19 protein-coding genes and 1 other annotated feature are annotated in these 26,352 nt (G+C 29.3%); of the genes, 16 read left to right on the top strand and 3 right to left on the bottom strand.

Annotated elements, in window-relative coordinates:
* Window positions 1-44: 44 nt before the first annotated feature.
* Window positions 45-938 (top strand): LysR family transcriptional regulator, encoded by an 894-nt coding sequence (locus IC213_RS13015; protein ID WP_227433479.1) that lies wholly within the window; start codon window positions 45-47, stop codon window positions 936-938.
* 51 nt (window positions 939-989) lie between these two features.
* Complete coding sequence (locus IC213_RS13010) at window positions 990-1,523, top strand: GNAT family N-acetyltransferase (protein WP_227863146.1); 534 nt, start codon at window positions 990-992, stop codon at window positions 1,521-1,523.
* A 406-nt stretch (window positions 1,524-1,929) separates the two neighbouring features.
* Here IC213_RS13010 and IC213_RS13005 read toward each other — a convergent pair whose 3' ends face one another.
* Complete coding sequence (locus IC213_RS13005; protein ID WP_227433477.1) at window positions 1,930-2,748, bottom strand: MerR family transcriptional regulator; 819 nt, start codon at window positions 2,746-2,748, stop codon at window positions 1,930-1,932.
* Between the two features lie 121 nt (window positions 2,749-2,869).
* Between IC213_RS13005 and IC213_RS13000 the strand changes: the two genes are divergently transcribed.
* Window positions 2,870-3,178 carry a hypothetical protein gene (locus IC213_RS13000; protein WP_227483015.1) on the top strand — a complete coding sequence of 103 codons (309 nt, stop codon included), beginning with the start codon at window positions 2,870-2,872 and terminating at the stop codon, window positions 3,176-3,178.
* A 221-nt stretch (window positions 3,179-3,399) separates the two neighbouring features.
* Here the strand turns inward: IC213_RS13000 and IC213_RS12995 are convergent, their stop codons facing one another.
* Window positions 3,400-5,142, bottom strand: a complete 1,743-nt coding sequence (locus IC213_RS12995) for a peptidase M3 (protein ID WP_227835899.1) — start codon at window positions 5,140-5,142, stop codon at window positions 3,400-3,402.
* A 427-nt stretch (window positions 5,143-5,569) separates the two neighbouring features.
* Here IC213_RS12995 and IC213_RS12990 point away from each other — a divergent pair, with 427 nt between their 5' ends.
* The 12 genes from IC213_RS12990 to IC213_RS12935 all read left to right on the top strand — a co-directional run bounded on the left by IC213_RS12990 (window position 5,570) and on the right by IC213_RS12935 (window position 21,880).
* Complete coding sequence (locus IC213_RS12990) at window positions 5,570-6,946, top strand: TrkH family potassium uptake protein (RefSeq protein ID WP_227863145.1); 1,377 nt, start codon at window positions 5,570-5,572, stop codon at window positions 6,944-6,946.
* Between the two features lie 216 nt (window positions 6,947-7,162).
* Window positions 7,163-7,834, top strand: a complete 672-nt coding sequence (locus IC213_RS12985) for a potassium channel family protein (RefSeq protein ID WP_227433473.1) — start codon at window positions 7,163-7,165, stop codon at window positions 7,832-7,834.
* A 181-nt stretch (window positions 7,835-8,015) separates the two neighbouring features.
* A complete protein-coding gene (locus IC213_RS12980) occupies window positions 8,016-8,813 on the top strand; it encodes a TrmH family RNA methyltransferase (RefSeq protein ID WP_227433472.1) in 798 nt (265 codons plus the stop codon).
* A gap of 198 nt (window positions 8,814-9,011) precedes the next feature.
* Window positions 9,012-9,246 (top strand) — a binding site (T-box leader).
* Between the two features lie 49 nt (window positions 9,247-9,295).
* Window positions 9,296-10,315, top strand: coding sequence for a phenylalanine--tRNA ligase subunit alpha (gene pheS / locus IC213_RS12975; RefSeq protein WP_227433471.1), 1,020 nt, complete (start codon window positions 9,296-9,298; stop codon window positions 10,313-10,315).
* Between the two features lie 16 nt (window positions 10,316-10,331).
* A complete protein-coding gene (gene pheT, locus IC213_RS12970) occupies window positions 10,332-12,725 on the top strand; it encodes a phenylalanine--tRNA ligase subunit beta (RefSeq protein WP_227433470.1) in 2,394 nt (797 codons plus the stop codon).
* 23 nt (window positions 12,726-12,748) lie between these two features.
* Window positions 12,749-13,339, top strand: a complete 591-nt coding sequence (zapA, locus tag IC213_RS12965; RefSeq protein WP_227433469.1) for a cell division protein ZapA — start codon at window positions 12,749-12,751, stop codon at window positions 13,337-13,339.
* 203 nt (window positions 13,340-13,542) lie between these two features.
* Entirely contained in the window at window positions 13,543-14,226 is a 684-nt protein-coding gene (locus IC213_RS12960; protein WP_227433468.1) for a YoaK family protein, read from the top strand.
* Window positions 14,227-14,351: 125 nt separating this feature from the next.
* Window positions 14,352-16,877, top strand: coding sequence for a U32 family peptidase (locus IC213_RS12955; RefSeq protein ID WP_227863144.1), 2,526 nt, complete (start codon window positions 14,352-14,354; stop codon window positions 16,875-16,877).
* A gap of 103 nt (window positions 16,878-16,980) precedes the next feature.
* Entirely contained in the window at window positions 16,981-17,559 is a 579-nt protein-coding gene (locus tag IC213_RS12950) for an HD domain-containing protein (protein ID WP_227433466.1), read from the top strand.
* 211 nt (window positions 17,560-17,770) lie between these two features.
* The gene (locus IC213_RS12945) at window positions 17,771-18,247 is read left to right on the top strand and encodes an NUDIX hydrolase (RefSeq protein ID WP_227433465.1); all 477 of its coding nucleotides are present in this window, start codon (window positions 17,771-17,773) and stop codon (window positions 18,245-18,247) included.
* Window positions 18,248-18,351: 104 nt separating this feature from the next.
* Complete coding sequence (locus tag IC213_RS12940; RefSeq protein WP_227835901.1) at window positions 18,352-19,173, top strand: nitroreductase family protein; 822 nt, start codon at window positions 18,352-18,354, stop codon at window positions 19,171-19,173.
* A 238-nt stretch (window positions 19,174-19,411) separates the two neighbouring features.
* The gene (locus tag IC213_RS12935) at window positions 19,412-21,880 is read left to right on the top strand and encodes a diguanylate cyclase domain-containing protein (RefSeq protein ID WP_227433463.1); all 2,469 of its coding nucleotides are present in this window, start codon (window positions 19,412-19,414) and stop codon (window positions 21,878-21,880) included.
* A gap of 316 nt (window positions 21,881-22,196) precedes the next feature.
* Here the strand turns inward: IC213_RS12935 and IC213_RS12930 are convergent, their stop codons facing one another.
* Window positions 22,197-23,648 (bottom strand): aminoacyl-histidine dipeptidase, encoded by a 1,452-nt coding sequence (locus IC213_RS12930; protein WP_227824723.1) that lies wholly within the window; start codon window positions 23,646-23,648, stop codon window positions 22,197-22,199.
* 322 nt (window positions 23,649-23,970) lie between these two features.
* On the opposite strand from IC213_RS12930, the gene IC213_RS12925 reads away from it, so the two are divergent.
* Window positions 23,971-26,349, top strand: a complete 2,379-nt coding sequence (locus IC213_RS12925) for an endonuclease MutS2 (RefSeq protein WP_227483008.1) — start codon at window positions 23,971-23,973, stop codon at window positions 26,347-26,349.
* The last annotated feature ends 3 nt before the right edge of the window (window positions 26,350-26,352 follow it).

The following is a 26,352-nucleotide window of genomic DNA, read 5'->3' as shown; positions in this document are numbered from 1 at the left end:
AGGCATAGTAGGGAAAAGTACACTATAAATAGGAGGTATAGATAATGGAACTTAGAGTATTGAGATATTTCTTGGCAGTTGCAAAAGAGGAAAGTATTACAAGTGCAGCTCAATCACTTAATGTGACACAACCTACGCTTTCAAAACAACTTATGGAACTTGAAGATGAACTTGGGAAAAAGTTGTTTTTGCGTGGTAACAGAAAAATCACACTTACAGAGGATGGCTTATTTTTACGTAAACGTGCACAGGAAATAATTGACTTAACAGATAAAACTACTTCAGATTTTAACAATGATTGTGATGATATACGAGGAAATGTTTATATTGGTGGGGGAGAAACAGATGCTATGCGTTTTATTGCCAAAACTGCGAAAGAATTGAAGAAAGAATACCCTCATATCCGTTATCATCTATTTAGTGGAAATGCTGATGATGTAACGGAAAGACTAGATAAAGGGCTTTTAGATTTTGGAATTTTAATCGAACCTGCCAACATGGAAAAGTATGATTATATCAAACTTCCTGTTAATGATGTATGGGGATTGCTTATGAAAAAAGATTGTGAGCTTGCTCAAAAGAAAACGGTATGTCCAGATGATTTGAAGGAAATTCCTATCTTAACTTCACGTCAAACATTGGTTCAAAATGTAATTTCTGGTTGGTCTGGGCAAGATTTTCAAGCATTTAATATAGTGGCAACTTATAATCTTGTCTACAACGCTTCTCTTATGGTAGATGAAGGGGTTGGGTATGCTCTTTGCTTGGATAAGCTAATCAATACAACAGGTAATAGCAATCTTTGTTTTAGACCTTTAGAACCGAGATTAGAAGCACACTTAAATATTGTCTGGAAAAAGTATCAGGTTTTTTCTAAGGCAACTAAAATGTTCTTAAGTAAATTGCAAAGCGAAATTAATAATTTTGTATCAGAATAGAGAGACAGCTATTTAATTTATAATATTGTTTATATGAAGGTAGTGATTTTTATGAAGCGAGATTTATATGTAATGAGAGATAAAATAAAACTTTTTTATGCTGAAGATTATGATAGAAAACTAATATATGATATGGCATTTGAGGAAGATGAGATATGGAAGTCAATGTTTGACAATAAAGAGGATTTTGACTGGTCTGACATTCATGATGAAGAATCTTACTTTTTTAGTAGTACTCCTGGTCTTAATAAATACTTGCTTATAGAATATGATAATCAAATTGTGGGTACCATTTCTCATGCATACAATGATGGTAAGATACCTAATATGGAGCTAGATATGTGGTTGCGTTCATTGAAATATACTGGGAAGGGGATTGGTTCAAAAGCTATGAAGTTGTTGATTGACAGCTTGACTAGAGACTATGAGGTAGGCACATTTATTATTCGACCATGGATTAAAAATTCTCGTGCTATAAAGGCCTATGAAAAATGTGGTTTTGTGGTAAGTGATTGTTTTAATCCTAAAGAGTATTATGGGAAATACTTCGATAAATGGGGTCAAGGTGATTATCCAGAAGGTTAGAATGTGAATATGATACTTTCAATAGAGTAGTTAACAATGCTATGAAAAAATATACTTTTGCTATTAGTAGTTCGATGTCTGGAAAATAAGAGATTAGAATAAAAATAAATATTATTCCCTAGGTTGTAAGTTTAGCAAAGGATATTTATACTCAGTAAAGAAATAAAATGTGAGGTCCAACAAGTTCCTATTAGTTAGGAAGCTTGTCAGACATTCTAGCAAAGTTTGAAAAACCTAAAGAATCTAAAGCCGATTGTAATTGATGGTTATAGCAATTTCTTAGTCATTAATTGGGATGTTTATTCAAAAGTAGTACTTAAAGTATGAATCTATGTTTAAAAGACTTATAAAAAAGTACAACAAGAGCTAGAATACAAATATTATATAAATAAAACATCATTGAAACTTATTTTTTTCTAACTGGAAAGCATACTTCTGTTACCCAATTATCAGAATTACTGTCTTGACCAGGTCCTATATGATAAATATTAAACATAGGGCCGTCTACATCATAGTTATTGTCAGATATCCAATTACCAATAGCTTCACAAGCATCTGTAAGTTGATTGAAGTTTCCTTTTACAATAGCAGTTGCAGCAGTTACACTTGGAACAGTTCTAAACTTAACATTTTCAGTATCTTTATAATTTCCAGATACAGCAAGTTGTATTTCAACATCAACATAATTTTCTTTATACCCAACATCATAAAAGACTGCTTTAGAATAGTTAGGAACATCAACTTGTACATTATGCCCTTTTGTTTCTGAGAATAATTGATGCCATAGCATTCCTTCATCTTGATAAGTAGGTATAGTTTTTCTTAAAGTCATCATATATTTTGGAGCAAAGTCTTTTATAGTTACATCATAATTTTTCATAATATCAGTCCTTCCAATTCTCTCCATAGTAGTTTCTATTTTTAATAGTTTTTTTTGCGTGTCTTCTAGATGTTCTCTTACTTGAGAATAGTGAATATTTAAATACCTTATCAAGCTTTCTCTATCATTGTATTCCGTCAAAATTTCTTTGATAGAAGATAAGCTAAATCCCATATCTTTTAAGGCATGGATTCTATTTGTAGTGGAAAGTTGATTTGCACTGTAGTATCTATAACCATTAATTTTATTTATATGAGTTGGTGTTAAAAGTCCAATTTCATCATAGTGACGTAGCATGCGAATACTAATTTTACTAAGTTTTGAAAAATCGCCTATCTTAAACATATTTACATCTCCTTTATAAAGGTGTTATTTTTGAGCTCAATATCAATATAAACCATATCATAGTGGTAGAGTCAACTAAAAATTATATATTGACAAATAATAAAAAAATATTATACTGAACATGTTTAGAACGAAAAATGTAAATGTTTTGGAGGTAGGTTATGATAAGGTACTATCTTTTATATTGAATCAATGTATAATCAATGGAAATATGCAGGCACAACTTGCTATCATTTCTATGCTTCGTAATATATTTGGGGACGAAAAAGACGAAATGAGTTTAAGAACTATTGCCTTACAAATTATTTTACCTATACAAATGGAGGCTTTATCACCAGACTCATTTCAATTATATAGTGGCACAAATATAAAAGTTAAACATCAGAGAGATAAATTTATTGATATTTTAATAGATAATATTATCAAATGAGATGATGTGAAATGAAACTTATAACTATTGGTGCAAGTGTTATTAAATATTAATCTAATCAGTCAAACATATGAAACCGCCAGAAGTAATAAAGGTAAAGGTTTATAAAATTTCTGACGGTTTTATTATATGTTACTAAGTATGGAAAATATTTACTAGATATAACATAAGTTAATAAGTATTAATAAATATTTATTAGATATATCATAAGTTATTAAATACTAAGAAGCATTTTCTAATTCAAGAGGGTTCTCTATACCAAAATAATCGTATAAAGCTGAGCTTATTTCCTCCAAGTTTCCGCTTTCAAAAGGAGATTGTAGATTAACTTTTTCTACTACATCTTTAAATCCTGCATCTGTATTTTGATTTAAAAAATCCATATATACATCAACAGCTTTTCTATAGTCACCTTGTGATAACTCCCATATTTGAAGAGATACATCAGATGCAAGACCATAACTTAAATAGTAAAAAGGAACTTGGAAATTATGAGATACAAGTATCCAAAATGGAGCATTTTTATCTTTAAGTATCTTATTAGATACTCCATATTCTTCTTCTAAATCAAAAAATAGTTTATTTATATCATTTAAGCTCATATATGGGTTTTTATATATAATTTCTTGAAACTCATCGTAAAGACAAGCATCAATAATTGTGTTTAAAACAATCGATAAGTGTTCTTTTTTTATTGCTTCAGATTGTTTTCCAAAGAATTCATCAAAATACTTGTAAAATAAAATTTCTAAAGATGTTGAATGAACTTCGCATATATCAATACTTGGCTGTATTGTATTATTTGAGTTAATACTGTTGTAGTAATTAAAAAAATGACCAAACTCATGAGCAAAGCTAGTAACACCTAAAAAAGAATTGTCCCATGTATTAAATAAAAAGGGTGCTTTGTACTTGGTTATATAAGTAGTATAACCTCCAGGTGATTTATTTTTCCCAGAGGAATAATCGTATAAGTCATACTTTTTCATGTAGTTAAAACACTCTTTTAATTTTGGAGATATATCTTCAAGTACTTTATCAAATTTTCTAAATGAACGATTCTTATATGCCTTAATATAAATAGAAGAGTCAGAAGGTTGTGATGTAACTTTCCTATATAATGGAACTATGTACTCTTTTACCTCACTTCTAAATTTTCTTGCATCCTCTTGGGAGTAATCTTTATTTAAATTTAAATAAGCATAATCTGTATAATTCTTAAAGCCTAGCTTAGTTGCTATTTCAGTTCTCGTCTGTACAAGTTCTAAAAAAATATTACCAAATATAGGGTTGTATTTTTTTAAGTAATCTGAATAGATTTTTACATATTCTTCATAAGTGAGATTGGGTTTTGACATAGCTTCTTCAAAGTCTATTTCCATCCCATCTACTGATACAGTAGACTTAGATAATAAGTCTTCATATTTAACAACTAAGTCTTGCTCTTTTTTAAGTAGGTTTTCTACTTCTTCTGAATTAAGCTTTCCAATGTTTTTTAAATAATTAAATCCATCTTTTCCAATTTCTTTTTTTAGTTCTTTAGAAAACTTAGAATTTACAAATGTATCCTGAAAATCTTTGTATGCCATATCGACATCCACAGATTTACTCATAAGGTATTTGTATTCTTTAGAGTAAAATTCATCTGATGAATCAATATTATTTCTAAGTTTTGCTATAGTAAGTGTACTATAAAAGTCTTGGTAAATCTTATCGACATTACTAAATACGTTCAATTGCTCTTTGGCATTTTTACATGTTAAAAGTTTATCGTTATATGTGTTAATATTTTCGCATACTGACTTTATGTCAGGACGCTTATATTCCATTTTTTCAAAAGGAATAGTTCCTCTAACTGAATCTTTTTTTGAATCATTAGTATAATTTTTTATGTATAATGCAAATATAATAAAAATTACAATTAAAATTAGAGAAATAAATAATCTTTTCTTGGATTTAATCATAGAAATCCTCCAATCATGGATATAGTTATTAGTTATTTTACTATATTAAATATAAAAAATGCATATTAAGAAAATTTAATATAAAAATATGGACAAGATTATAGATAATATAAAAATTTAACTTCAAGAAAATATATGAAAATTGTATTGGTAAAATGATAAATAAATTTTAAGTATAAAATACGAAAAACTATTCTACTATTAGACTTATTATATGCAAAAAATATAGAAATTTTTGATGTAATTGAAATTAAAAGACATATATAAAAATTTGCAATATTCTAAACAAAATTTATAAAAATTCATATCATTGTCTTTATACAATATTTATACTATAATAGAGTAATAATTTAGAGGAAAACTCTAAAAATAAACAAATTAAAGGTCTTAACAGTAATGATTTTATGTTAAGGAGGTATAAAGAAAGTTGAAAACAATAGTTAGAAGACTTATTCTCTACGCAGATGGAATGCGACCTACTCAAATAATAGTATCTGGGTTTGCAGCAACTATTTTAATTGGAGCAATATTGTTAACACTCCCGATATCGTCACAGAGTAGAGAGAGTATAGGTTTATTAAATGCTCTATTTACAGCTACTTCAGCGGTTTGTGTTACTGGTCTAGTTATGGTAGATACAGCAACTTATTGGAGTTTATTTGGACAGATAGTAATAATAACATTGATACAAATTGGTGGTCTTGGATTTATGACCGTAGCTACAATGTTTTCACTTATGGCACGAAAAAAAATACAACTAAGAGAAAGATTATTGATACAAGAATCATTAAACCAAGCAGATTTATCAGGGCTAGTAAAACTTACAAGGTTTGTATTAATAATAACTATAACCATAGAGGGAATAGGAGCACTAGTCTTATCAACTGTCTTTATTCCACAATTTGGTTTATCTAGAGGGATATGGTATAGCGTATTTCACGCAATATCAGGGTTTTGTAATGCCGGATTTGACTTAATGGGTAGTGTAAGTGGGCCATTTACATCGCTAAATTCTTATGTAAACAATTTTATAGTATCAATGACTATTTGTGCACTTATAGTGTTAGGTGGATTAGGATTTCCAGTTGTTCTTGATATTGTAAGAAAAAGAAGATTTTCAAAATTAAATGTGCATTCTAAAGTTGTTTTATTTTCAACTGCAATACTTATTTTAGTAGGTGCAATATTTATTTTTCTTATAGAGTTTAACCAAAAGGCCACTATGGCAGATTTACCTGTAAAAGGGAAAATATTATCAGCGATATTTCAATCAGTAACAGCAAGAACTGCTGGTTTTAATACACTTGATTTAGCTACTTTACAAGAAAGTAGTATATTTATAATGATAATTTTGATGTTTATTGGAGCATCACCTGCATCTACTGGTGGAGGTATCAAAACAACAACATTAGCAGTTTTAATAATTACAGTTAGAAGTTTTTTATCAGGAAAATCTGATATAGAAACTTTTGAGAGAAGACTAGCTCCAGCAACTATAAAAAAATCTCTAGGGATATTTGTAATTAGTATATCCGCAGTTATTTTTGGAACTTTGATTATTTCAATAACTCAACCTAAGTTTACACTAGTTCAATCAGCATTTGAGGTTACATCAGCACTAGCTACAGTTGGTTCAAGTTTAGCTGGAAGTGCAAATCTAAATGCTTTAGGTAAGGTTATAATAATAATCTTTATGTTTATGGGGAGAGTTGGTTCTCTTACTTTATTTATGGCTATACTTTCTGGAGGTAGAAGAAAGAGTCAGCCAGTTAGATACGCAGAAGGCAAGATTATGGTTGGTTAGAGTACCATTTATTAGATAAATCTATTAATAATGATATATAATCTAGGAAAATGAACTTAGATATAATCAATTAAATAAATCAATTAATGATAGAAATAATCTAGCAAATAAATTTAGCTATGATTAATAAAATAAAAATATTAAAATTAATTTACCTATATAAAAGTTAATTTAATAGATATTATACAAATTGTGTATTAGGGAGGAAGTTTCGAGATGAAGCAATATATAGTCATTGGATGTGGGAGATTCGGAAGTTCAGTTGCATCTACTATGCATCTTTTAGGACATCAAGTAATGGCAATAGACAAAAATGAAGATTCAGTTCAAAGTATATCTGATAAAGTAACTCATTCACTTATAGTGGATGTTACTGAGGAACAAGCATTAAGATCATTGGGTTTAGGTAACTTTGATGTAGCAGTAGTTGCAATCGGTTCTGATATAAGAGCATCTATAATGGCGACTCTTATAGCCAAAGAAATGGGTGTAGAGTTAATAATATGTAAGGCAAAAGATGAATTGCAAGCCAAAGTTCTTTATAAGATTGGTGCAGATAGAGTTGTATTTCCAGAAAGAGATATGGGAGTAAGAGTTGCACATAATTTAGTTTCTGACAATATATTAGACCATATTGAACTTGACCCAGAATATTCAATTGTTGAAATCGTAACTCCAAATGGTTGGGTTGGTAAAACACTTGTAGAACTTGAGCTTAGAGCTAGATATGAGATAACTGTGCTTGCCATCAAGACTGGTAAAAATATAAATGTGACACCTTCTCCTGATGAGGAACTTACAGCTGGAAGTATATTGGTTATAATTGGTCAAAACACTAGTATAACAGCTATTACATCTGGAAATAAGGGTATAATTAGAAGAAGATAGTTTATTATTTAAGATATATTTGATTGCAATGAAAGTAGATAGTATCATATAATTATGAATAGTTATATGATACTATTTTTATTTTAATCGAGAATAGAATTTTAATAGAAATAAAGATTTTAGAAGTAGGATAAAGAATGATAAGGAGGTTGTGCTAATATCAAGTTAGCATTTATATAAAATGATTACAACTATAAGCAGTAAGGATAATGAAAGATTAAAATATACTAAAGCATTATTAAAGTCAAAAAATAGAACAAAAGAATCAAAGTTCATAATAGAAGGGTACAGAATAGTAGTGCTTGCACTTGAATGTAATGCAAATCTTGATTATGTATTTATCAATGAGGATTTTGAAAATAAAAAGGAACACATGGAATTATTAGAAAACTTAGATAAAAAAAACACAAATATATATAAGACTACTAATAAAAACTTTAAGGAACTTGTAGACACAGAAAATACTCAAGGTATAATAGGTGTAGTTTCATTTAAGGAAAAAAATTTAAAAGAAAGTATAAATGAAAAAGATAAGTTTGTATTAATTTTAGACAGAATACAAGACCCAGGAAATATGGGAACAATAATAAGGACTGCTGACTCTGCTGGAGTAGATGCAATAATAGCACTAAAGGGATGCGTCGATATATACAATCCAAAAGTAATTAGGTCAACTATGGGCTCTATTTTTGATATGAATATAATCAATGCCATACAAGATGAAACTGTGGATATACTTAAATCACAAGGATTTAATATAGTTTCAAGTTATTTAAATACAGATAATTTTTATGACAAAATAGACTACGGTTCAAAAGTAGCTTTGGTGATAGGAAACGAAGCAAATGGGATAAATGAAGAGCTTGTATCAAAATCTGATATTTTGGTTAAAATACCTATATATGGCAAAGCTGAGTCGTTAAATGCAGCAATAAGTTCTGCTATATTGATGTATGAAATAAAAAAATACTTAATTTAATGTATTGTAATAAATATAATGTCGTGTTATAATCTTGAATTAAATAGTAGAGTATCAAAAATAGTCAATATATTTTAAACATGATTGATAAAAATATTATATGATTGTACTTTAAAATAGTCACAATAAAATAATCATATAGATAATCACAAAATATAGATATAAATGATATAATACTAAAATAAACAATATAATATTGTAAATGCAATGAAAGAGGAAAGTATTTTGATTAAACTTAGTAAAGAGATAAACACCTAGGCTGGGAGTGTTTTCTAAGAGGTCAGGAGAAGTTCCCTCTAGAGTAACAAAGCTGAAATTTGATAGTAGGCTTTGACGTGAAAAACGCGTTAAGTTTGTTAGAGGTGGTTTGATGATTTTTAGATTGTTAAACTACTAGGGTGGTACCGCGAAACTATAGCCTTTCGTCCCTAGACAGGGATTGAGGGGCTTTTTTTATACAAAAAAACGAAAGGGTGATATGTGTGCAAGAAAAATTACTTGCTTTACGTGAAGCAGCTTTAGCTGAAATAAAAGAGGCACAAAGCATAGAAAATGTAGAAAGTTTAAGAGTTAAGTATTTAGGAAAAAAAGGTGAGATAACTGCCATACTTAAAGAGATGGGTAAATTATCTGCTGAAGAAAGACCAGTAGTTGGAAAAGTTGCCAATGATGTAAGAGAGAATATTGAACTTAGCATAAATTCTAAAAAAGAAGAAATAAATGCTATTGAAAAAGAAAGAAAGTTAAGAGAAGAAGTAATAGATGTTACTCAACCTGGAAAAGTATTGAAAGTTGGAAAGAAACATCCAATAACTCAAATTATAGATGAAGTAACAGATATATTTATAGGAATGGGATTCTCTATAGCAGAAGGTCCAGAAGTTGAAACAGTTGAAAATAACTTTGATGCATTAAATGCTCCTAAAGACCATCCATCAAGAGATATGAGTGATACATTCTATATCAATGATGGTGTATTACTTAGAACTCAAACGTCTCCAGTTCAAGTAAGATCTATGAGAAGCCAAGAGTTACCAATTAAAGTAATAGCACCAGGTAGATGCTTTAGATTTGATTCACCAGATGCGACACATTCACCAATGTTCCATCAAATAGAAGGACTTGTTGTTGGAAAAGATGTTACTATGGCAGAATTTAAAGGAACTATGGATATCTTCGTTGAAAAATTGTTTGGTTCTGATATCAAAACTAAGTTTAGACCTCATAACTTCCCATTTACAGAACCAAGTGCAGAGGTTGATGTTACTTGTTTCAAATGTGGTGGTAAAGGTTGCCCAATGTGTAAGTATGAAGGTTGGATAGAAATATTAGGTTCAGGTATGGTTCATCCAAATGTACTTAGAAATTGCGGAATAGACCCAGAAGTTTACAGTGGATTTGCATTTGGAGTTGGGGTTGAAAGACTTGCAATGCTTAAATATGAAATAGATGATATTAGATTATTATTCGAAAATGATATGAGATTCTTAAATCAATTTTAATTAGGAGGGTGTGTAGATGTTAGTATCTTTAAAATGGCTTAGAGACTATGTCGATATAGACATGGATGTAAAAGAGTTCGCTGATAAAATGACAATGACAGGAACTAAAGTTGAAACAATAGATTATTATGGTGAAGAAGTAGAAAATATATTAGTTGGAAAGATTTTAGAAATAAAACAACATCCAAATGCTGATAAGTTAGTTGTAACTAAAGTAGATGTTGGAGATAAAGTTGTTCAAATAGTTACAGGAGCTACAAATATATCAGAAGGAGATTATATTCCAGTAGCTGTAAATGGTTCTAAATTACCTGGAGGAGTTGAAATTAAACAAACTGACTTCAGAGGTGAATTATCAGATGGTATGATGTGTTCAGCAGCTGAATTAGGTATAGATGAACATTATATTGAAGAATACAAAAGAGGTGGTATATATATTTTAGACCACGAAGACTCTTATGAATTAGGAAAAGATGTAAAAGATGTTTTAGGATTAAATGATGCTTTAATAGATTTTGAATTAACTTCAAACAGACCTGACTGCAAATGTATGATGGGGATAGCTAGAGAAGCAGCTGCAACTATAGGAACAAAAGTAAAATATCCTGAAATAGAAGTAAAAGAAAGTGACGAGGAAATAGACTTCAAAGTTGAGATAGATAATCCAGATTTATGTAGAAGATATGTTGCTAGAATGGTAACTGATGTAAAAATAGAATCTTCTCCATACTGGATGCAAAGAAGACTTACAGAAGCAGGTGTAAGACCTATAAGTAACATAGTTGATATAACAAACTTTGTAATGTTAGAGCTTGGTCAACCACTTCATGCTTTTGATATAAATCAAGTAGAAACAGGAAGAATAGTAGTAAGAACTGCTAAAGATGGAGAAAAGCTTGTAACACTAGATGATGTTGAAAGAACATTAGACAAAGATATGTTAGTTATAACAAATGGAGAAAAATCACTTGGTCTAGCTGGTGTAATGGGTGGTGCAAACTCAGAAATAACTGACAAGACAAAGACTGTACTTTTCGAAAGTGCCAATTTCAAGCCAGAAAACATAAGAATGACAGCTAAAAAAGTGGGAATTAGGTCAGAAGCATCTTCAAGAAATGAAAAAGCCTTAGACCCTAATCTTGCAGAAATAGCAGCAAATAGAGCTGTACAACTTGTTGAAATGTTAGGTGCTGGAAAAGTATTAAAAGGAACTGTTGATGTATATCCAAATAAACCAGAACCTAAAAAATTAGTAGTAAATCCTCAAAGAATCAACCATCTTTTAGGTGTAGATGTACCAATGGAACAATTTGTAGGAATTTTAGAATCATTAGAATTTAAATGCAATTTAATTGCTGATGATAAGCTAGAAGTAGATGTACCAAGTTTCAGAACAGATATGGAGCAAGAAGCTGATGTATGGGAAGAAATAGCTAGAATTTATGGATTTGAAAATATACCTTCTGTACAATTAGAAGGAAATACAACTGCAGGGGTTAAAACTCCAAAACAAAAATTCATGGAAGCGCTAAAAAATAATTCAACTGCTGTAGGATTAAATGAAATATTAACATATTCATTTGTAAGCCCTAAGGGAGTTGACAAGATAAGAGTACCAGAAGGTAATATAAAGAGAAACTTTGTTAAGTTGATGAACCCATTAGGAGAAGAAACTTCTGTAATGAGAACTACTTTAATACCAAATATGTTAGATGTTTTATCAACTAATATATCTCATAAGATAGAAGAAGTATCAGCATTTGAGTGTGGACATATATTCACACCACAAGATTCAGAACTTCCTATGGAAGCAAATAGAATGTGTGTAGGTATGTATGGTAAAGATGTAGATTTCTTTGCATTAAAGGGAGCTATAGAAACTGTACTTGTAAATGTAGGATTTAAAGATTATGAAATTGAACCTCAAGATAATAATACTACCTTCCACCCTGGTAGATGTGCTAAAATAGTGTATAATAATAAATATGTAGGTACATTAGGTGAATTGCATCCAGATGTTATAGAAAACTACAATCTAGGGCAAAGAGTTTATGTTGCTGAAATAGATATTGATTTTGTATTTGATAATTCTGATAGAACAAAGAATTATGTACCATTACCAAAATATCCATCTACATCTAGAGATATAGCTCTTATTGTTAAGGATGATGTATTTGTAAAACAAATAGAAGATATAATAAAGGAAAATGGTCAAGGATTAGTAGAAAGCTACAAATTATTTGATGTTTACAAAGGTTCTCAAATAGAAGCTGGATATAAATCAATTGCATATTCAATAACTTATAGAAGTAAAGATAAAACTCTAACAGATGAAGAAGTAGCTAAGGTGCATGATAAGATATTAAGTGAATTAAGCAAAAAATTGAATGCTAACTTAAGATCAAATTAACAACTAATGTCGGGGAGGTTAGGATGAACAAAGTAATGGTAAAAATCCATGGCGCTGAGTATCCAATGGTTGGAGACAAGTCAGAGAAATTTATGATTAGTATTGCTGATTTTGTTGACAAAGAAATGGATAAGATAACACGTCAAAACCCGAAGCTAAGCTTATCAGTTGCTGCAATATTAACTGCATTAAATATATCAGACCTTTTATTTGAATGTTCAGATGAAAATGAGAGGTTGATTAAAGCTAATGAAGAATTGAGCAAGAAGGTTGGTTCATCCAACGAAGAACTTCAATTAGAAATCAAATCTTTAAAACTTACAATAGCAGAAAAAGAAGCAGAAAATCGTGAAACTGAAGCTAAAATGAAAGAGTTAATTGAGATTATAGAAAATAAAAAGCAAGAAATATTTGAACTTAGTAATACAACAGAAGGCTCTAAAGCCGAGTTAGATGCTTATAAAAACAAGATAGAAGAGTTAACTGCTCAGCTTGAAGAATCAAATGAAAGAGCTACTATAGCTGAAAATTTAGCTTCTGAGTTTCAAAACAAGGCTTATGATTTACAGCTAAAATGTACAGGGTTAAATAATGATGTAAAAAACGTGGAATAAATTAAAAGATTTGCTGTCTCTTGTTTTTTGAGACAGCTTCTTTTAATTTATAAATAATAAATATAAATAACATGTAATGTATACATATAACTAGTGTATAAATAATATGTAAATATAAAATTTTTTTAAAATATTAAAATAAAAAATAATATCTAAAAGAATTTTGATTTGGTATCTATCAATAGAAAGTGAGATGTTTATATATGACAAAACAGAGCCAGATGTCTGAATCATTCTTCTTATGCGCTTTATTGGCAATAACAGGAGGATTTTTAGATATTTATACTTATGTAGTAAGAGGAAAAGTATTTGCTAATGCACAGACTGGAAATATAGTTTTATTTGGTCTTAACATAGCAGAAGGTAATGTCAGGAAATCTTTTTATTATTTTATTCCTATTTTGGCTTTTATTTTAGGGGTGTTGATAGCAGAAAAAATAAGAAATCATTTTAAAAATAATAATAGAAAGATTCATTGGCGACAAGTTATCATTGGAATTGAAATGATTACTATACTTATTGTTTCTTTTATTCCTCAAGGAAAATTTAATATGTTTGTAAATGTTGCTATATCTTTCATTTGTTCAATGCAAGTTGAGAGTTTTAGAAAGGTAAATGGCAACACATTTGCAACAACAATGTGTACTGGTAATTTAAGAAGTGCTACAGAAACACTATTTCATTATGTGCAAACTAAAAATATTTTTATGATAAAGAAGAGTTTGCAGTATTATGCTATTATTATATTCTTTATTTTGGGAGCTATTTTGGGAACTGTTTTTACAAAGATTTTTGTGGAAAAATCTATATTAATATGTTTCCTTATTTTATCAGTAGTCTTTATAGTTATGTTTATCAATAAAGATGATTCTTTTAATTTAAATTAACAAAACAATAGAGTCATTATTTGATATACTTTAAATATAGTAAGTAGTATATAAATTTAGTGTAAATGTGTAAATTATAGACATGATAACATTAAGTTTAACAAGTATATATAGAGGAGAAAAATATGAAAAAAATAGAATTACTTGCACCAGTTGGCTCTTTTGATTCCTTGAAAGCAGCAGTACAAAATGGGGCAAATGCTGTGTACTTAGGTGGAAAAGACTTTAGTGCGAGAGCATCTGCAAATAACTTTGATAGAAATGAGTTGATTGAAGCTGTTAAATATTGTCATATAAGAGGAGTACAAGTATTTGTCACTGTAAATACATTGATAAAACAGTATGAGATAGAAGATTTTGTCGAGTATGTAAAATTTTTATATGATATAGATATTGATGCATTAATAGTTCAAGATATAGGTATGGCAAGGCTTATAAAAAAATTACTACCTGATTTTGAATTACATGCAAGTACTCAAATGGTAGCTCATTCGCTAGAAGATGTAAAATACCTTAAAAGCGTAGGATTTGATAGGGTAGTTTTGGCAAGAGAATTAAATGTTGATGAGATAAAATGGATTTGTGAAAATACAACTGTAGATGTAGAAGTATTTGTGCATGGGGCTTTATGTGTATGTTATTCAGGTCAATGTCTTATGAGTAGTATGATAGGAAACAGGTCTGGAAACAGAGGAAGATGTGCACAACCATGTAGACAAAAATATGAGTTAATAGATATAAATACAGGTGAAGTTGTAAATAGTAATGGAGATTACTTATTAAGCCCTAGAGATTTAAGTACTATAGAAGATTTAGACAAAATAATCGAAGCAGGGGTATTATCTCTAAAAATTGAAGGAAGAATGAAAAAGCCAGAATATATAGCTACTGTAGTTTCAGGATATAGAGAAGCGATTAATGAGTTTATAAGTGAGAATAAAATAAATATTTCTGAGGAAATAATAAATAATTTGTATACTATCTTCAATAGAAAGTTTACTAAAGGATATATATTAGGTGAAGTTGGTAAGGATATAATGAATTCTGATAGACCTAACAATCAAGGTCTATATGTTGGAAAAGTCTTAGACCATAATAGAAAAACAAAGAGACTTAGAGTGATACTAGAGAATACCCTTAAAAAAGGAGATGGAATCAACTTAGGTGGAGGAACTATTGGAAGAATTATAAAAGATGGAGAGATAACTACAATAGCACACAAAGGAGATTTAATCGAATTAGATTTTATTGGGGAAGCAAAGAGAAATCAACTTATATTCAAGACTTCAGACAGTGAATTAATGGACAAAGTACAGTCTACATTTCAGCAAGATAAAGAACTTATAAAAACTAACATAAATGCAAAAGTAAGTATTAAATTGGGTGAAAAGCCAGTACTCTCTATAAGTGATTTTTGTGGTAATAAAGCAGTTGTAGAGGGTGAAAAGGTAGCTGAAAAAGCTATAAAAGTTGCTTTAAGTGAAGAAAAAATCGAAACACAGATTCAAAAACTTGGAAACACGCCTTATAAATTAAAAGATATAGACATTGATTTAGACGAAGGTGTAAGTATACCTATAAGTATATTAAATCAAATGAGAAGAGATTGTATTGAGCTTTTGGATGAGGAAAGAATAAGGATAAAAGAGAGAAGATTTAAGGAAAGTAAATTAAAATATAAACCAGCTAAAATAAATCGACATAAAGAATTTAATACAACTCCTAAACTTAGAGTTAAAGTTAAGAATTTAGAGCAATTAGAATCAGTACTAAAATATAATGTAGATTTAATTTATTATGAAGATATAAATACGCTATTTGAAGCTTTGGAAATAGCTTCAAGTATTTCTAAAGAATCAGTTAATTTAAGTTCAAATATAGATAGTGTAAATTCTTCATTAAATATAGATGATGTAAATGTTTCAAGTGAAAGAACATCTAGCTTTGAAGATAGATTAATCTATTCAGCACCAAGAATTATTAGAAATAGAGAATACAAACAGTTTGAAGTATTAGATAATATAAAAGGGCTTAATAAAATTCAAATTGGTAATTGGGGTTCTATGGATTATTTTAAAGATAAAAATCTAAATATAGATTGCTATTTGAATACTTTTAATAGTGAAAGTATAAATCACTTTAGGGATACAGGAGCAAGTACGGTTTGTTTATCACAGGAGTTAAATCTAAGTGAAATTGAACAAACATTAAAATATACAGATGCAGAAATTGAAGCAGTGATATATGGATATACGCCTATGATGGTCACAGAATACTGTCCTATGGGGGTTGTTGTTAGAGATTGTAAAAAAGATAAGAGAGTAGCTAAATGTAAGGAGAGCAGTTATGCTCTAAGAGATTTTACAGATGCAAGTTATAGGATAACACAAGATATATTCTGTAGAAGCACTATTTACAATTCAAAGGTAACCTGTATGTTGGACAATCTTTATGAATTAGATGAGATTGGAGTAGATGTATTTAGAATAGATTTTACAGTGGAAAATAGTGAAATGGTAGAGAAAGTTATTGAAGCTCATATTGAGGTTTTAAACAATAATTATAAACTTGGAGAAAAAGCTACTAACTTATATAAGCAATTGGATGAAATTGGAACAGTTGCAGGACACTACTATAAAGGTGTAGAATAGATATAACATGAAAAATATACATAAATATATAAAAACTCTTGAATTTATGTGTATTAATATATAAAAATATCATATCTATGAAAAAACAGGGGGATTACTGAAAATGAGAGAAGAAGCTTTAGACATTTTATTTAAGTATTTAGAAACTGATAGAATGAGAAAACATTGCTATGCAGTTGAAGCAGTTATGAAAGATTTAGCCAAAAGACTAGAGCCAGAGAAAGAAGAAAAATGGGCGGTTGCAGGTCTTTTACATGATTTGGATTCAGATATAGTTGGAAGAAAGCCAGGAGAAATCTGTGAAGGTCATGCAACAACAACTGTAGAACTTCTCAAAAAAGAAAATTTTGGTGATGAAGAAATGTATAGAGCAATACTTGGTCATCATGATGGTATGGGGGTTACAAGAACTAGTTTAATGGAAAAAGCTATATATGCAGCAGACCCTATAACTGGATTTATAACTGCAATAGCTTTAGTTTATCCAGATAAAAAACTTACGAGTGTAAAGACAAAATCTGTAATTAAAAGAATGAAAGAAACAAGATTTGCTTCAAATGTAAATAGAGATGCAATGAGAAGTATAGAAGATATAGGGATTCCATTTGATGAATTTGCAGAGCTTTCTCTTAATGCAATGAAAAATATTAGTGATGTACTTGAAAACAATGAAAATGAGTAAATAAGGAAAATAACAATAAATTTAAAAATGTGAATTGACAATAATTAGTTTAAATAAATGACTATAATTAATATAAACTTAAGGTCAACTTGTTAATAATTGACTGCAATGAGTAATTATAGTGATTCTTTGCATCAGTAATTATAGTAATAAACTTAAATATATAAAATAAGTAAATGAAAAATAGAAAAGAGAAAGTAAGGCGAAGTATATGAAACTTACGACTATTTGTTATATAGAAAAAGATAGTAAGACTTTAATGTTGTATAGAAATAAGAAGAAAGATGATGTACATGAAGGTAAGTATGTAGGTGTTGGTGGAAAATTTGAGCAGGGAGAAACACCAGAAGAATGTATAGTCAGAGAAGTTAAAGAAGAAACAGGTCTTACTCTTAAGTCATTAACATATAAAGGATTGATAACTTTTCCAAAATTTAAAGATGAAGAAGATTGGTATATGTTTTTGTATTTTTCAGATGAATTTGAAGGAACTTTATCTAACAAAGATTTAGATAATTGTAAAGAAGGCAAGTTACTTTGGGTTGATAATGATAAAATATTTGACTTAAATATGTGGGAAGGCGACAGATTATTTTTAGATTGGGCTAAAAAAGGCAAAATTTTTAGTGCAAAGATAACATATGATAATGGTAAATTGAAAGATTACAGTGTAAATTTTTTAGATTAATTAAAAAATTAAAGCCTATGTATTGTTAAAAAAATAAAAATTGACTAGGACAACTATTTGATTTATACTAGAGTAAAAATTTTAAAATGGAGGAATAATCTGGAATGATAGACATAAATTTAGACAAATGTGTAGGATGTGGTATGTGTGAGTCGGACTGCCTTGTAAATGCAATAAGGGTTAAAGAAGATAAAGCAAAGGTGAAAAATATTCTCTGTATTAATTGTGGTCACTGTATGGCTATATGTCCAACAGATGCAATAGAAATGCAGGAATTTGATAAAAATGAAGTATTAGAATTCAATCATGAAAATTTTGAACTAGAGCCTGAAAAATTACTAAACTTTATCAAATTTAGAAGAAGTATAAGAAGCTATAAAGACATAGAGGTAGAAGAAGAAAAAATAAAAAACATAGTAGAAGCAGGAAGATACACACCAACAGGTGGAAATAGACAACCGATAAGATACATATTAGTAAAAGAAAAACTAAAAGAAGTAAAAGAATTAGCAATAGAAGGGCTTTATAACTTGGCATTAAATACTGATGATGAAGACCCTGTACGTTCTATATATAAAAATACATTTAAGAGAATGTACAAAAGATATAAAGAAGAAGGATATGATTCTCTATTCTATGATGCACCATTACTTATGGTAGTAGTTGGTGATACTTCTTTAGGAGGAAGTGTATATGTAGATGGTGGATTAGCTGCGTCTAATATGGAGCTTATGGCTTATTCTCAAGGATTAGGAATGTGCTACAATGGATTCTTTGTTATGGCATCAAATGTAGAGCCAAAGTTAAAGGAATTATTGGGAATGAATGATAATGAAGCAGTTATAACTTCATTTATATTGGGATACCCAAGTGTAAAATATAAGAGAACTGTAAATAGAAATAGTGCTAAATTTGAAATAAGATAGAACTTAGAATGTATTATATACTCAAGATTAGCACAAGATAATGTATACATTTAATATAGTAAATTTGTTGTAATAATCAAATAAATCAGTTATAATCTAGGTATATTGTATATGGTGAGGATATTTAAATTTTTAAGTAAATTTTTATATCCTTTTTTATGCTAATCTACTTTTTCATATCTAAAAGTTTAAGTAGTAATTTGCATTGTAAATCTTAATTATATGGAGGATTAGTGTAGTGAATTCAAAAAAATTACTTTTATTAATTATTGTAATTGCATCCATATTCACTTCTTGCATATTTCCTTTTAATGTCAATGCTCTAGGTAGTGATAATCGTACTATTCGGGTTGCTTATCCTATTCAAAAAGGGTTAACTGAACTAGATAAACAAGGTAAGTACTCTGGATATACATACGAATATCTGTTAGAAATTGCACAATATACTGGATGGAATTATGAATTTGTTCAAGTATCTGGTGATGAAAATGAAGTTCTTACAAAACTAATGAAAATGTTAGAAAAAGGTGAGATTGATATAATGGGAAGCATGTTATACAATGAGCAGATGGAAAAATTGTATAATTATGCAGGTAATAGTTATGGAGTAGTAAATACAGTATTACAAGTATTATATGAAAATACAGCTATTGATAGTATAAGGTTAGAAGCTATGAAAGAAATTCGTATTGCTGTAATAGAGAATTCTAATACTAGGCTTAAAGAATTAAATGAATATTGCAAGATGAATTTAATATCACCTAAATTGGTATATTGTAAGTCACAAGAAGAACAATTACAAGCACTAAAGGTTGGTGAAGCAGATGCACTGCTTAATGTGAGTGTGAGTCCAATGGAAGGTGTGCGTACTATAGCTAAATTCTCACCAAAGCCATTCTATTTTATTACACCTAAAGGAAGTACAGACTTAACTCAAAGACTCAATTCAGCAATTAATAATATCGAACAGACAGACCCATATTTTTCGACTGCTTTGTATGAAAAATATTTTACACCAGAAAATAGTAAGATGATTTTGTCTGATGATGAAACTACATATATTAAAGATATAGATACATTAAAAGTTGGAGTACTTTTAAATAAGCCACCATTTCAAAACATAGATAAAAAAACAGGAGAATTAAAGGGTATATCAATAGATTTATTAAATCACATATCTGATAAAACTAGATTGAAGTTTGAACTGGTGCCTGTAAAGTCACAAAAAGATTTGGATAAAATGACTAAAAATCATGAAATTGATATTGTAGCAGGAATGATTTATGATTATGAAGATTCTCGTAAACACAATGTGACTATGTCTCGACCATTTGTTTCCACCCAATATATTATGATGATTAATAACAAATTAAATGAAAATAGTTTAGATGGAAAACGTCTAGCTCTACCTAAAGGGACTGGTTATGATAATTATTTTAATGGGGATGTCATATGGTATGATACTTTGGAAGAGTGTATAGAAGCTGTTAACAAAGGGTTTGCAGATTATACTTATGGAGAAGGATATTCTATACAGTACTATATTAATCAACCTAAGTACAAAAACGTACGTTTAGTTCCACAGACTTATGAATCACAGAGTATTTGCTTTGGAATAGTTAAACCAAGTAAGCAGGAATTATTGGGTATATTTAATAAAGCTATTATAAGCATTCCATCAGAAAAGATGCAATCAATTATCTATCAAAACACTACATATAGACAAGACTTTTCACTACTTTATATTATGCAACAAAATCCAATTGAAACTATTTTAATAGTTGCTAGTTTATTACTTTGCATTATTGGAGGTATGGCATGGAGCCTGCATACACGTAAAAGTATGAATCAGAAAATATCTTTGGAACTTAAAAAGCATGCTGAAGTTTATGAAATGGCAAGTGAATACTTTTTTGAATATGATTATAAACGAGATAAATTGATAGTTTCTATGAAAGGGAAAGGAATTAGTACTTATTATGGTATAAGTAAGAGTGCTATGAGTGAGATTGAAATAGAACATAATAAAAAGTTTTTTGATGTAATCAAGTCACAGGAGAATGGGACGACTGAAATGTATTCTATATGCGCTGATGGTAGTTGTCACTGGATTAGAATTACTTCAAAAATAATTTATAATGAAAAAAGTGTACCAGTGTATGTAATTGGAAAAATATCTAATATTGATTCTGAAAAAGAGGAAAAAGATAAGTTACTGGATAAGGTTCAAAAAGATGGCTTAACAAATATTCTTAATTCAGCATATATTAGAAAGTTAACTACAGAAAGTTTATCTAATTTATCTCCTAACAAAAATGGAGCTTTGTTAATTTTAGATATTGATTATTTTAAGTCTATTAATGATACTTATGGGCATTTAATTGGAGATAAAATATTAATTGATGTTGCAAAAGTACTTGCTAGAAGTTTTGAAAAAAATGATATTGTTGGTCGATTGGGTGGAGACGAGTTTAGTATCTATATTAAAGATATAATAAATAAGGAAGAACTTGTCAATAAATGTAATGAAGTATATAAACAAATTCACCTCATAAAACTGCCAAGTGGAAAAAGCATATCTATAAGTATGGGTGTAGTAATAACAAAATATGGACAGAAATATGACGAATTATATCAAATGGCAGATGATGCTCTTTATGATTCTAAGAAGCAAGGAAGAAATAAATTTAAAATAGTAGGAGTATAATTTTTAGTAAGATTTACTATAAAAATTGTAAATAAGATACAATTGAACGAGTTTTGTATAATTGTACATAAAAGAGATGTATTAATTTATATAAGATTCAGTATAAAAATATAATAAATTTTTAAATAAAAAGTATCTAATAAATCTTTTTAAAGTAAAAATAATAAAGCCCAATGACGTATGTTATTATCATCATTAGGCTTTATTTCTATGAATTAATACTAAAATTAAACTTGATGCTAACATTAGTATTAATTTACAGGTTAATTTTATATGGATTTACTTAGAATTAAAATCTGCTTCTTAAAACTTAGTCTTAATATTGGTTCATAGATTTTAATATTTCAATAACATAATCCCAAACATTAGCAATAGAAGGTATACTAACGTGTTCTTTTGGAGTATGAACATCAAACATATCTGGTCCTATAGAGATAGCTTCAGCATGAGGAAGTTTATCAAGTAATAATCCACACTCAAGACCAGCATGTAGAGCCATAACAGTAGGAACTTTACCAGTTAATTTCTCATAAGTTTCACTACATATTTTTTCTAATTTAGAACCTTTTTTAAATTCCCAAGCTGGATATTGAGATGTAAGACCATAGTCAGCACCTAAAGCTTGAGCTAAAAGTCTTATTCTATCAGCTATCTCATCTCTAATAGACATAACAGAACTTCTAACAGAAGTTAAGAATTCAATAGTTGATTCTTTAGTTTCAATTATAGCAAAGTTAGTAGAACTTTCAACTAATCCTTCTATATCAAGACTTACAGATTGAACACCATGAGGAGTTAAGCTTGACATTTGAATAACTTTTTCTTTGCAGTCTTTAGTAAGAGCTTTAGTTGCAGAAGTTTCAACTACTGAATAAGCCATATCAGGGTCAGAAGTAGTAAACTCATGTTTAAATGCAGTTAAAATATCATTTATTTGTTTTTTAGCAGATTCAACATCAGCTTTATCAACAGCTATTATACATTTAGCTTCACGAGGTATAGCATTATGCTTAGTACCACCATCAACTGAAACTAATTCGTAATCAACATCTAGTACGCTTAATACTCTAGCTATTGCTTTGTTAGCATTTGCTCTTTGTAAAACAATTTCCATACCAGAATGTCCACCTAATAATCCAGTAACTTCAACTAATAAAGCTTGCTTGTCAGCTCCAACTTCTTTGTACTCAACAGGTAGACTAACAACACAAGTTTTACCACCAGCACAACTAACTAATAGATATCCTTCTTCCTCGGAGTCCATGTTTAGGATATATTGACCTTTGATTAAGCTTGGGTCTAATGCATCAGCACCATTCATACCATCTTCTTCATTAACAGTAACTAAAACTTCTAATGCTGGATGCTCTAAAGTATTATCTTCTAATATAGCCATACCCATAGCAACAGCGATACCATTGTCAGCTCCAAGAGTAGTTCCAGTAGCGTATATCATATCACCATTAATTCTTAATTTTATAGGGTCTTTAAGAAAATCATGTTCAACATTCTTTTCTTTTTCACAAACCATATCCATATGTCCTTGAAGAACTACTCCTGGACAATTTTCATATCCTTTTGTAGCAGGCTTTCTTATTATTATGTTTAAACTTTCATCCTGGATAGTTTCAAGCCCTAAATTTTTACCAAAGCTAAGTAAATAATCACTTATGCCTTTCTCGTTTCCAGAACCTCTAGGAATTTGAGATATTTTCTCAAAGTTTTTAAAAACATTTTCTGGCTTTAATCCTTCTAATACGTTTCCCATGACTTGTGTTCCTCCTTAATTTATCTATATAAGTAGCTATTTTTATAAAATAAGCTAAAATAAACTCCTTTAAAAAATATTAAAGAAGATTTTTTAACAGATTATATTACAAATAAAGCATGTTTATGTATAATATATAGATAGCTACATACATAGTATAATACAAAATATGTTTAAAATATATCTAAAAGAGAAAAAATATAATAAATTTAGAAATAAAAAAGAAATAAAACTTGCAGTTTTTATTGAAAATGCTTGGAAAGCATACATTTTAAATATTAAAGAAAAAAGTTAAAATATTGAGGATGGTGAATATAGAAAAATGAATGAGAAATCGTTAAGAGTTCTAGAATACAATAAAATAATAGATTTATTAAAGAAGAAAGCCTCATCTTCTTTAGGTCTAAAATATATAGAAAGTTTAGTTCCAAATACTGATTTTGTAGAAGTAAAGTCCATGCTAGAAGAAACTAGTGAAGCTCAATCAATTATTATAAAGAGAGGTTCAGTAGGTTTGGATGGTATTCATGATATAGAAGATAAGGTTAAAAGAGCCTATATAGGTGCATCTCTTGACCCAGGAAGTTTAATTATGATAGCGGATACTTTAAGAGTAGCTAGAAGATTAAAAAATAGTCTATCTAGCAGTGATGAAGAAGATTTTAATTATCCAATAATACAATCTCTATCAAATTCTCTATATGTATATAAAGATATAGAAGAACAGATATACAATGCGATAATAAGTGAAGTAGAAATATCTGACAATGCTTCAAGTACACTTAGAGATATCAGAAGAAGAATAGCTCAAAAAAATCAATCCATTAGGTCTAAATTAAATTCAATAATAAGTTCAACTACTTATCAAAAATACTTACAAGATGCCATAATTTCTCTAAGAGGTGATAGATTTGTAGTACCTGTAAAATCTGAATATAGGTCGCAAGTAGCTGGTATAGTACATGACCAGTCATCTTCTGGTGCGACACTTTTTATAGAGCCAATGACTATAGTAGAGATGAACAATGAGTTAAGACAGCTAAAATTAGGAGAGCAAGAAGAGATAGAGAGAATTTTATCAGAACTTTCTGCAATGGTTGGAGAAGTAAGTGAAGATTTGATATCCAATCAAGAGATACTTGGAAGATTAGACTTTGCATTTTCAAAAGGAAAACTTTCTATACAAATGAGAGGTATAGAGCCTACATTAAATGAGGATAAATATTTAAATATAAAAAATGGAAGACATCCACTATTAGATAAGAAAAAAGTAGTGGCAAATACTATTTATTTAGGAAGAGACTTCCACACATTGGTAATAACAGGTCCAAATACAGGTGGTAAAACAGTTACAATAAAAACTGTAGGTTTATTTGCACTTATGACACAAAGTGGACTTCACATACCTGCTGATTATGGAAGTAGTATGTGTGTATATGATAATGTATTTGCAGATATAGGAGATGAACAAAGTATTGAGCAAAGTTTATCTACATTTTCATCTCACATGACAAATATAGTATCAATACTAAAAACCGTAACAGCAGACTCTTTAGTTATATTTGACGAATTAGGAGCAGGAACAGACCCTGTTGAGGGAGCTGCACTTGCAATAGCAGTATTAGAAGATATAAACTCTGTAGGAGCGAAATGTATAGCAACTACTCACTATAGTGAACTTAAAAATTATGCTCTTACTAAATCTGGTGTAGAAAATGCAGCAGTTGAATTTGATATAGAAACTTTAAGTCCAACATATAAGTTACTTATAGGTGTTCCTGGAAAATCAAATGCGTTTGAGATTTCCAGAAAACTTGGACTTAGTGACTATGTAATTTCACGTGCCAAAGAATATATAAACACAGATAACATAGCTTTAGAAGATGTATTACAAAATGTTGAAAAGAACAGAATCAAAGCTATTGAAGATAGAGAAGAAGCTGAGAGATTGAAGGAAGAGATAGAAAGACTAAAAGTAGAATACGACGAAAAACTTGAAAAATTAGTTACTCAAAGAGATAAGATGATTGAAAAGGCTAAATCAGAAGCATTTTCAATAACAAGACAAGCTAAGGAAGAAGTAGACCTTATAATAAAGGAACTTAGAAGTTTAGAACAAGAAAGAGCTTCTAAAGAAAAAAATCGTAAAATAGAAGAACTTAGAAAAGAATTGACTAGTTCTATGGGAAGTCTTCAACCGACAGTAAAAAGTATGATAGTTCCAAAAGTTTCAAGTAAAGAAATAAAAGACCTAAAACCAGGGGAAGAAGTTAGAGTAATAACTTTAAATCAAAATGGTAGTGTGGTTTCTGTAGACAAAAAGAGAAAAGAAGCAGTAGTGCAAATTGGTATAATGAAGATGACTCTACCTTTTAAATCTTTACAAAAATCTCACAAGGATGTTTCAAAACACGTTACTAAATCAACAAGAAATATCATAAGGGCAAAATCTGGAAATATAAAAAGTGAAGTTGACCTTAGAGGTTTAAATTTAGAAGAAGCTATAATGGAAGTCGAAAAATATCTAGATGATGCATATGTAGCAGGTCTAGAATCTGTAACAGTAATACATGGAATTGGTACAGGAGTGCTAAAATCAGGACTACAAGACATTTTAAGAAAAAATAGACATGTAAAATCACAAAGAGGTGGCCAGTATGGAGAAGGTGGAGCAGGAGTAACAATTGTTAAACTAAAATAATTT

It is taken from the genome of Clostridioides sp. ES-S-0049-02 (assembly GCF_020658465.1).
In the GTDB taxonomy this organism is placed as follows: domain Bacteria; phylum Bacillota; class Clostridia; order Peptostreptococcales; family Peptostreptococcaceae; genus Clostridioides.
Note: the sequence above shows the minus strand (reverse complement) of the source record. Positions and strands in the feature narration are given on the sequence as shown.

What these genes read in the sequence shown, in the direction of transcription:
- IC213_RS13015 (WP_227433479.1), top strand. Translation starts at nt 45, where the DNA reads ATGGAACTTAGAGTATTGAGATATTTCTTGGCAGTTGCAAAAGAGGAA.
- IC213_RS13010 (WP_227863146.1), top strand. Translation starts at nt 990, where the DNA reads ATGAAGCGAGATTTATATGTAATGAGAGATAAAATAAAACTTTTTTAT.
- IC213_RS13005 (WP_227433477.1), bottom strand. Translation starts at nt 2,748, where the DNA reads ATGTTTAAGATAGGCGATTTTTCAAAACTTAGTAAAATTAGTATTCGC.
- IC213_RS13000 (WP_227483015.1), top strand. Translation starts at nt 2,870, where the DNA reads ATGTTTAGAACGAAAAATGTAAATGTTTTGGAGGTAGGTTATGATAAG.
- IC213_RS12995 (WP_227835899.1), bottom strand. Translation starts at nt 5,142, where the DNA reads ATGATTAAATCCAAGAAAAGATTATTTATTTCTCTAATTTTAATTGTA.
- IC213_RS12985 (WP_227433473.1), top strand. Translation starts at nt 7,163, where the DNA reads ATGAAGCAATATATAGTCATTGGATGTGGGAGATTCGGAAGTTCAGTT.
- IC213_RS12980 (WP_227433472.1), top strand. Translation starts at nt 8,016, where the DNA reads ATGATTACAACTATAAGCAGTAAGGATAATGAAAGATTAAAATATACT.
- pheT (WP_227433470.1), top strand. Translation starts at nt 10,332, where the DNA reads ATGTTAGTATCTTTAAAATGGCTTAGAGACTATGTCGATATAGACATG.
- zapA (WP_227433469.1), top strand. Translation starts at nt 12,749, where the DNA reads ATGAACAAAGTAATGGTAAAAATCCATGGCGCTGAGTATCCAATGGTT.
- IC213_RS12960 (WP_227433468.1), top strand. Translation starts at nt 13,543, where the DNA reads ATGACAAAACAGAGCCAGATGTCTGAATCATTCTTCTTATGCGCTTTA.
- IC213_RS12955 (WP_227863144.1), top strand. Translation starts at nt 14,352, where the DNA reads ATGAAAAAAATAGAATTACTTGCACCAGTTGGCTCTTTTGATTCCTTG.
- IC213_RS12950 (WP_227433466.1), top strand. Translation starts at nt 16,981, where the DNA reads ATGAGAGAAGAAGCTTTAGACATTTTATTTAAGTATTTAGAAACTGAT.
- IC213_RS12945 (WP_227433465.1), top strand. Translation starts at nt 17,771, where the DNA reads ATGAAACTTACGACTATTTGTTATATAGAAAAAGATAGTAAGACTTTA.
- IC213_RS12940 (WP_227835901.1), top strand. Translation starts at nt 18,352, where the DNA reads ATGATAGACATAAATTTAGACAAATGTGTAGGATGTGGTATGTGTGAG.
- IC213_RS12930 (WP_227824723.1), bottom strand. Translation starts at nt 23,648, where the DNA reads ATGGGAAACGTATTAGAAGGATTAAAGCCAGAAAATGTTTTTAAAAAC.
- IC213_RS12925 (WP_227483008.1), top strand. Translation starts at nt 23,971, where the DNA reads ATGAATGAGAAATCGTTAAGAGTTCTAGAATACAATAAAATAATAGAT.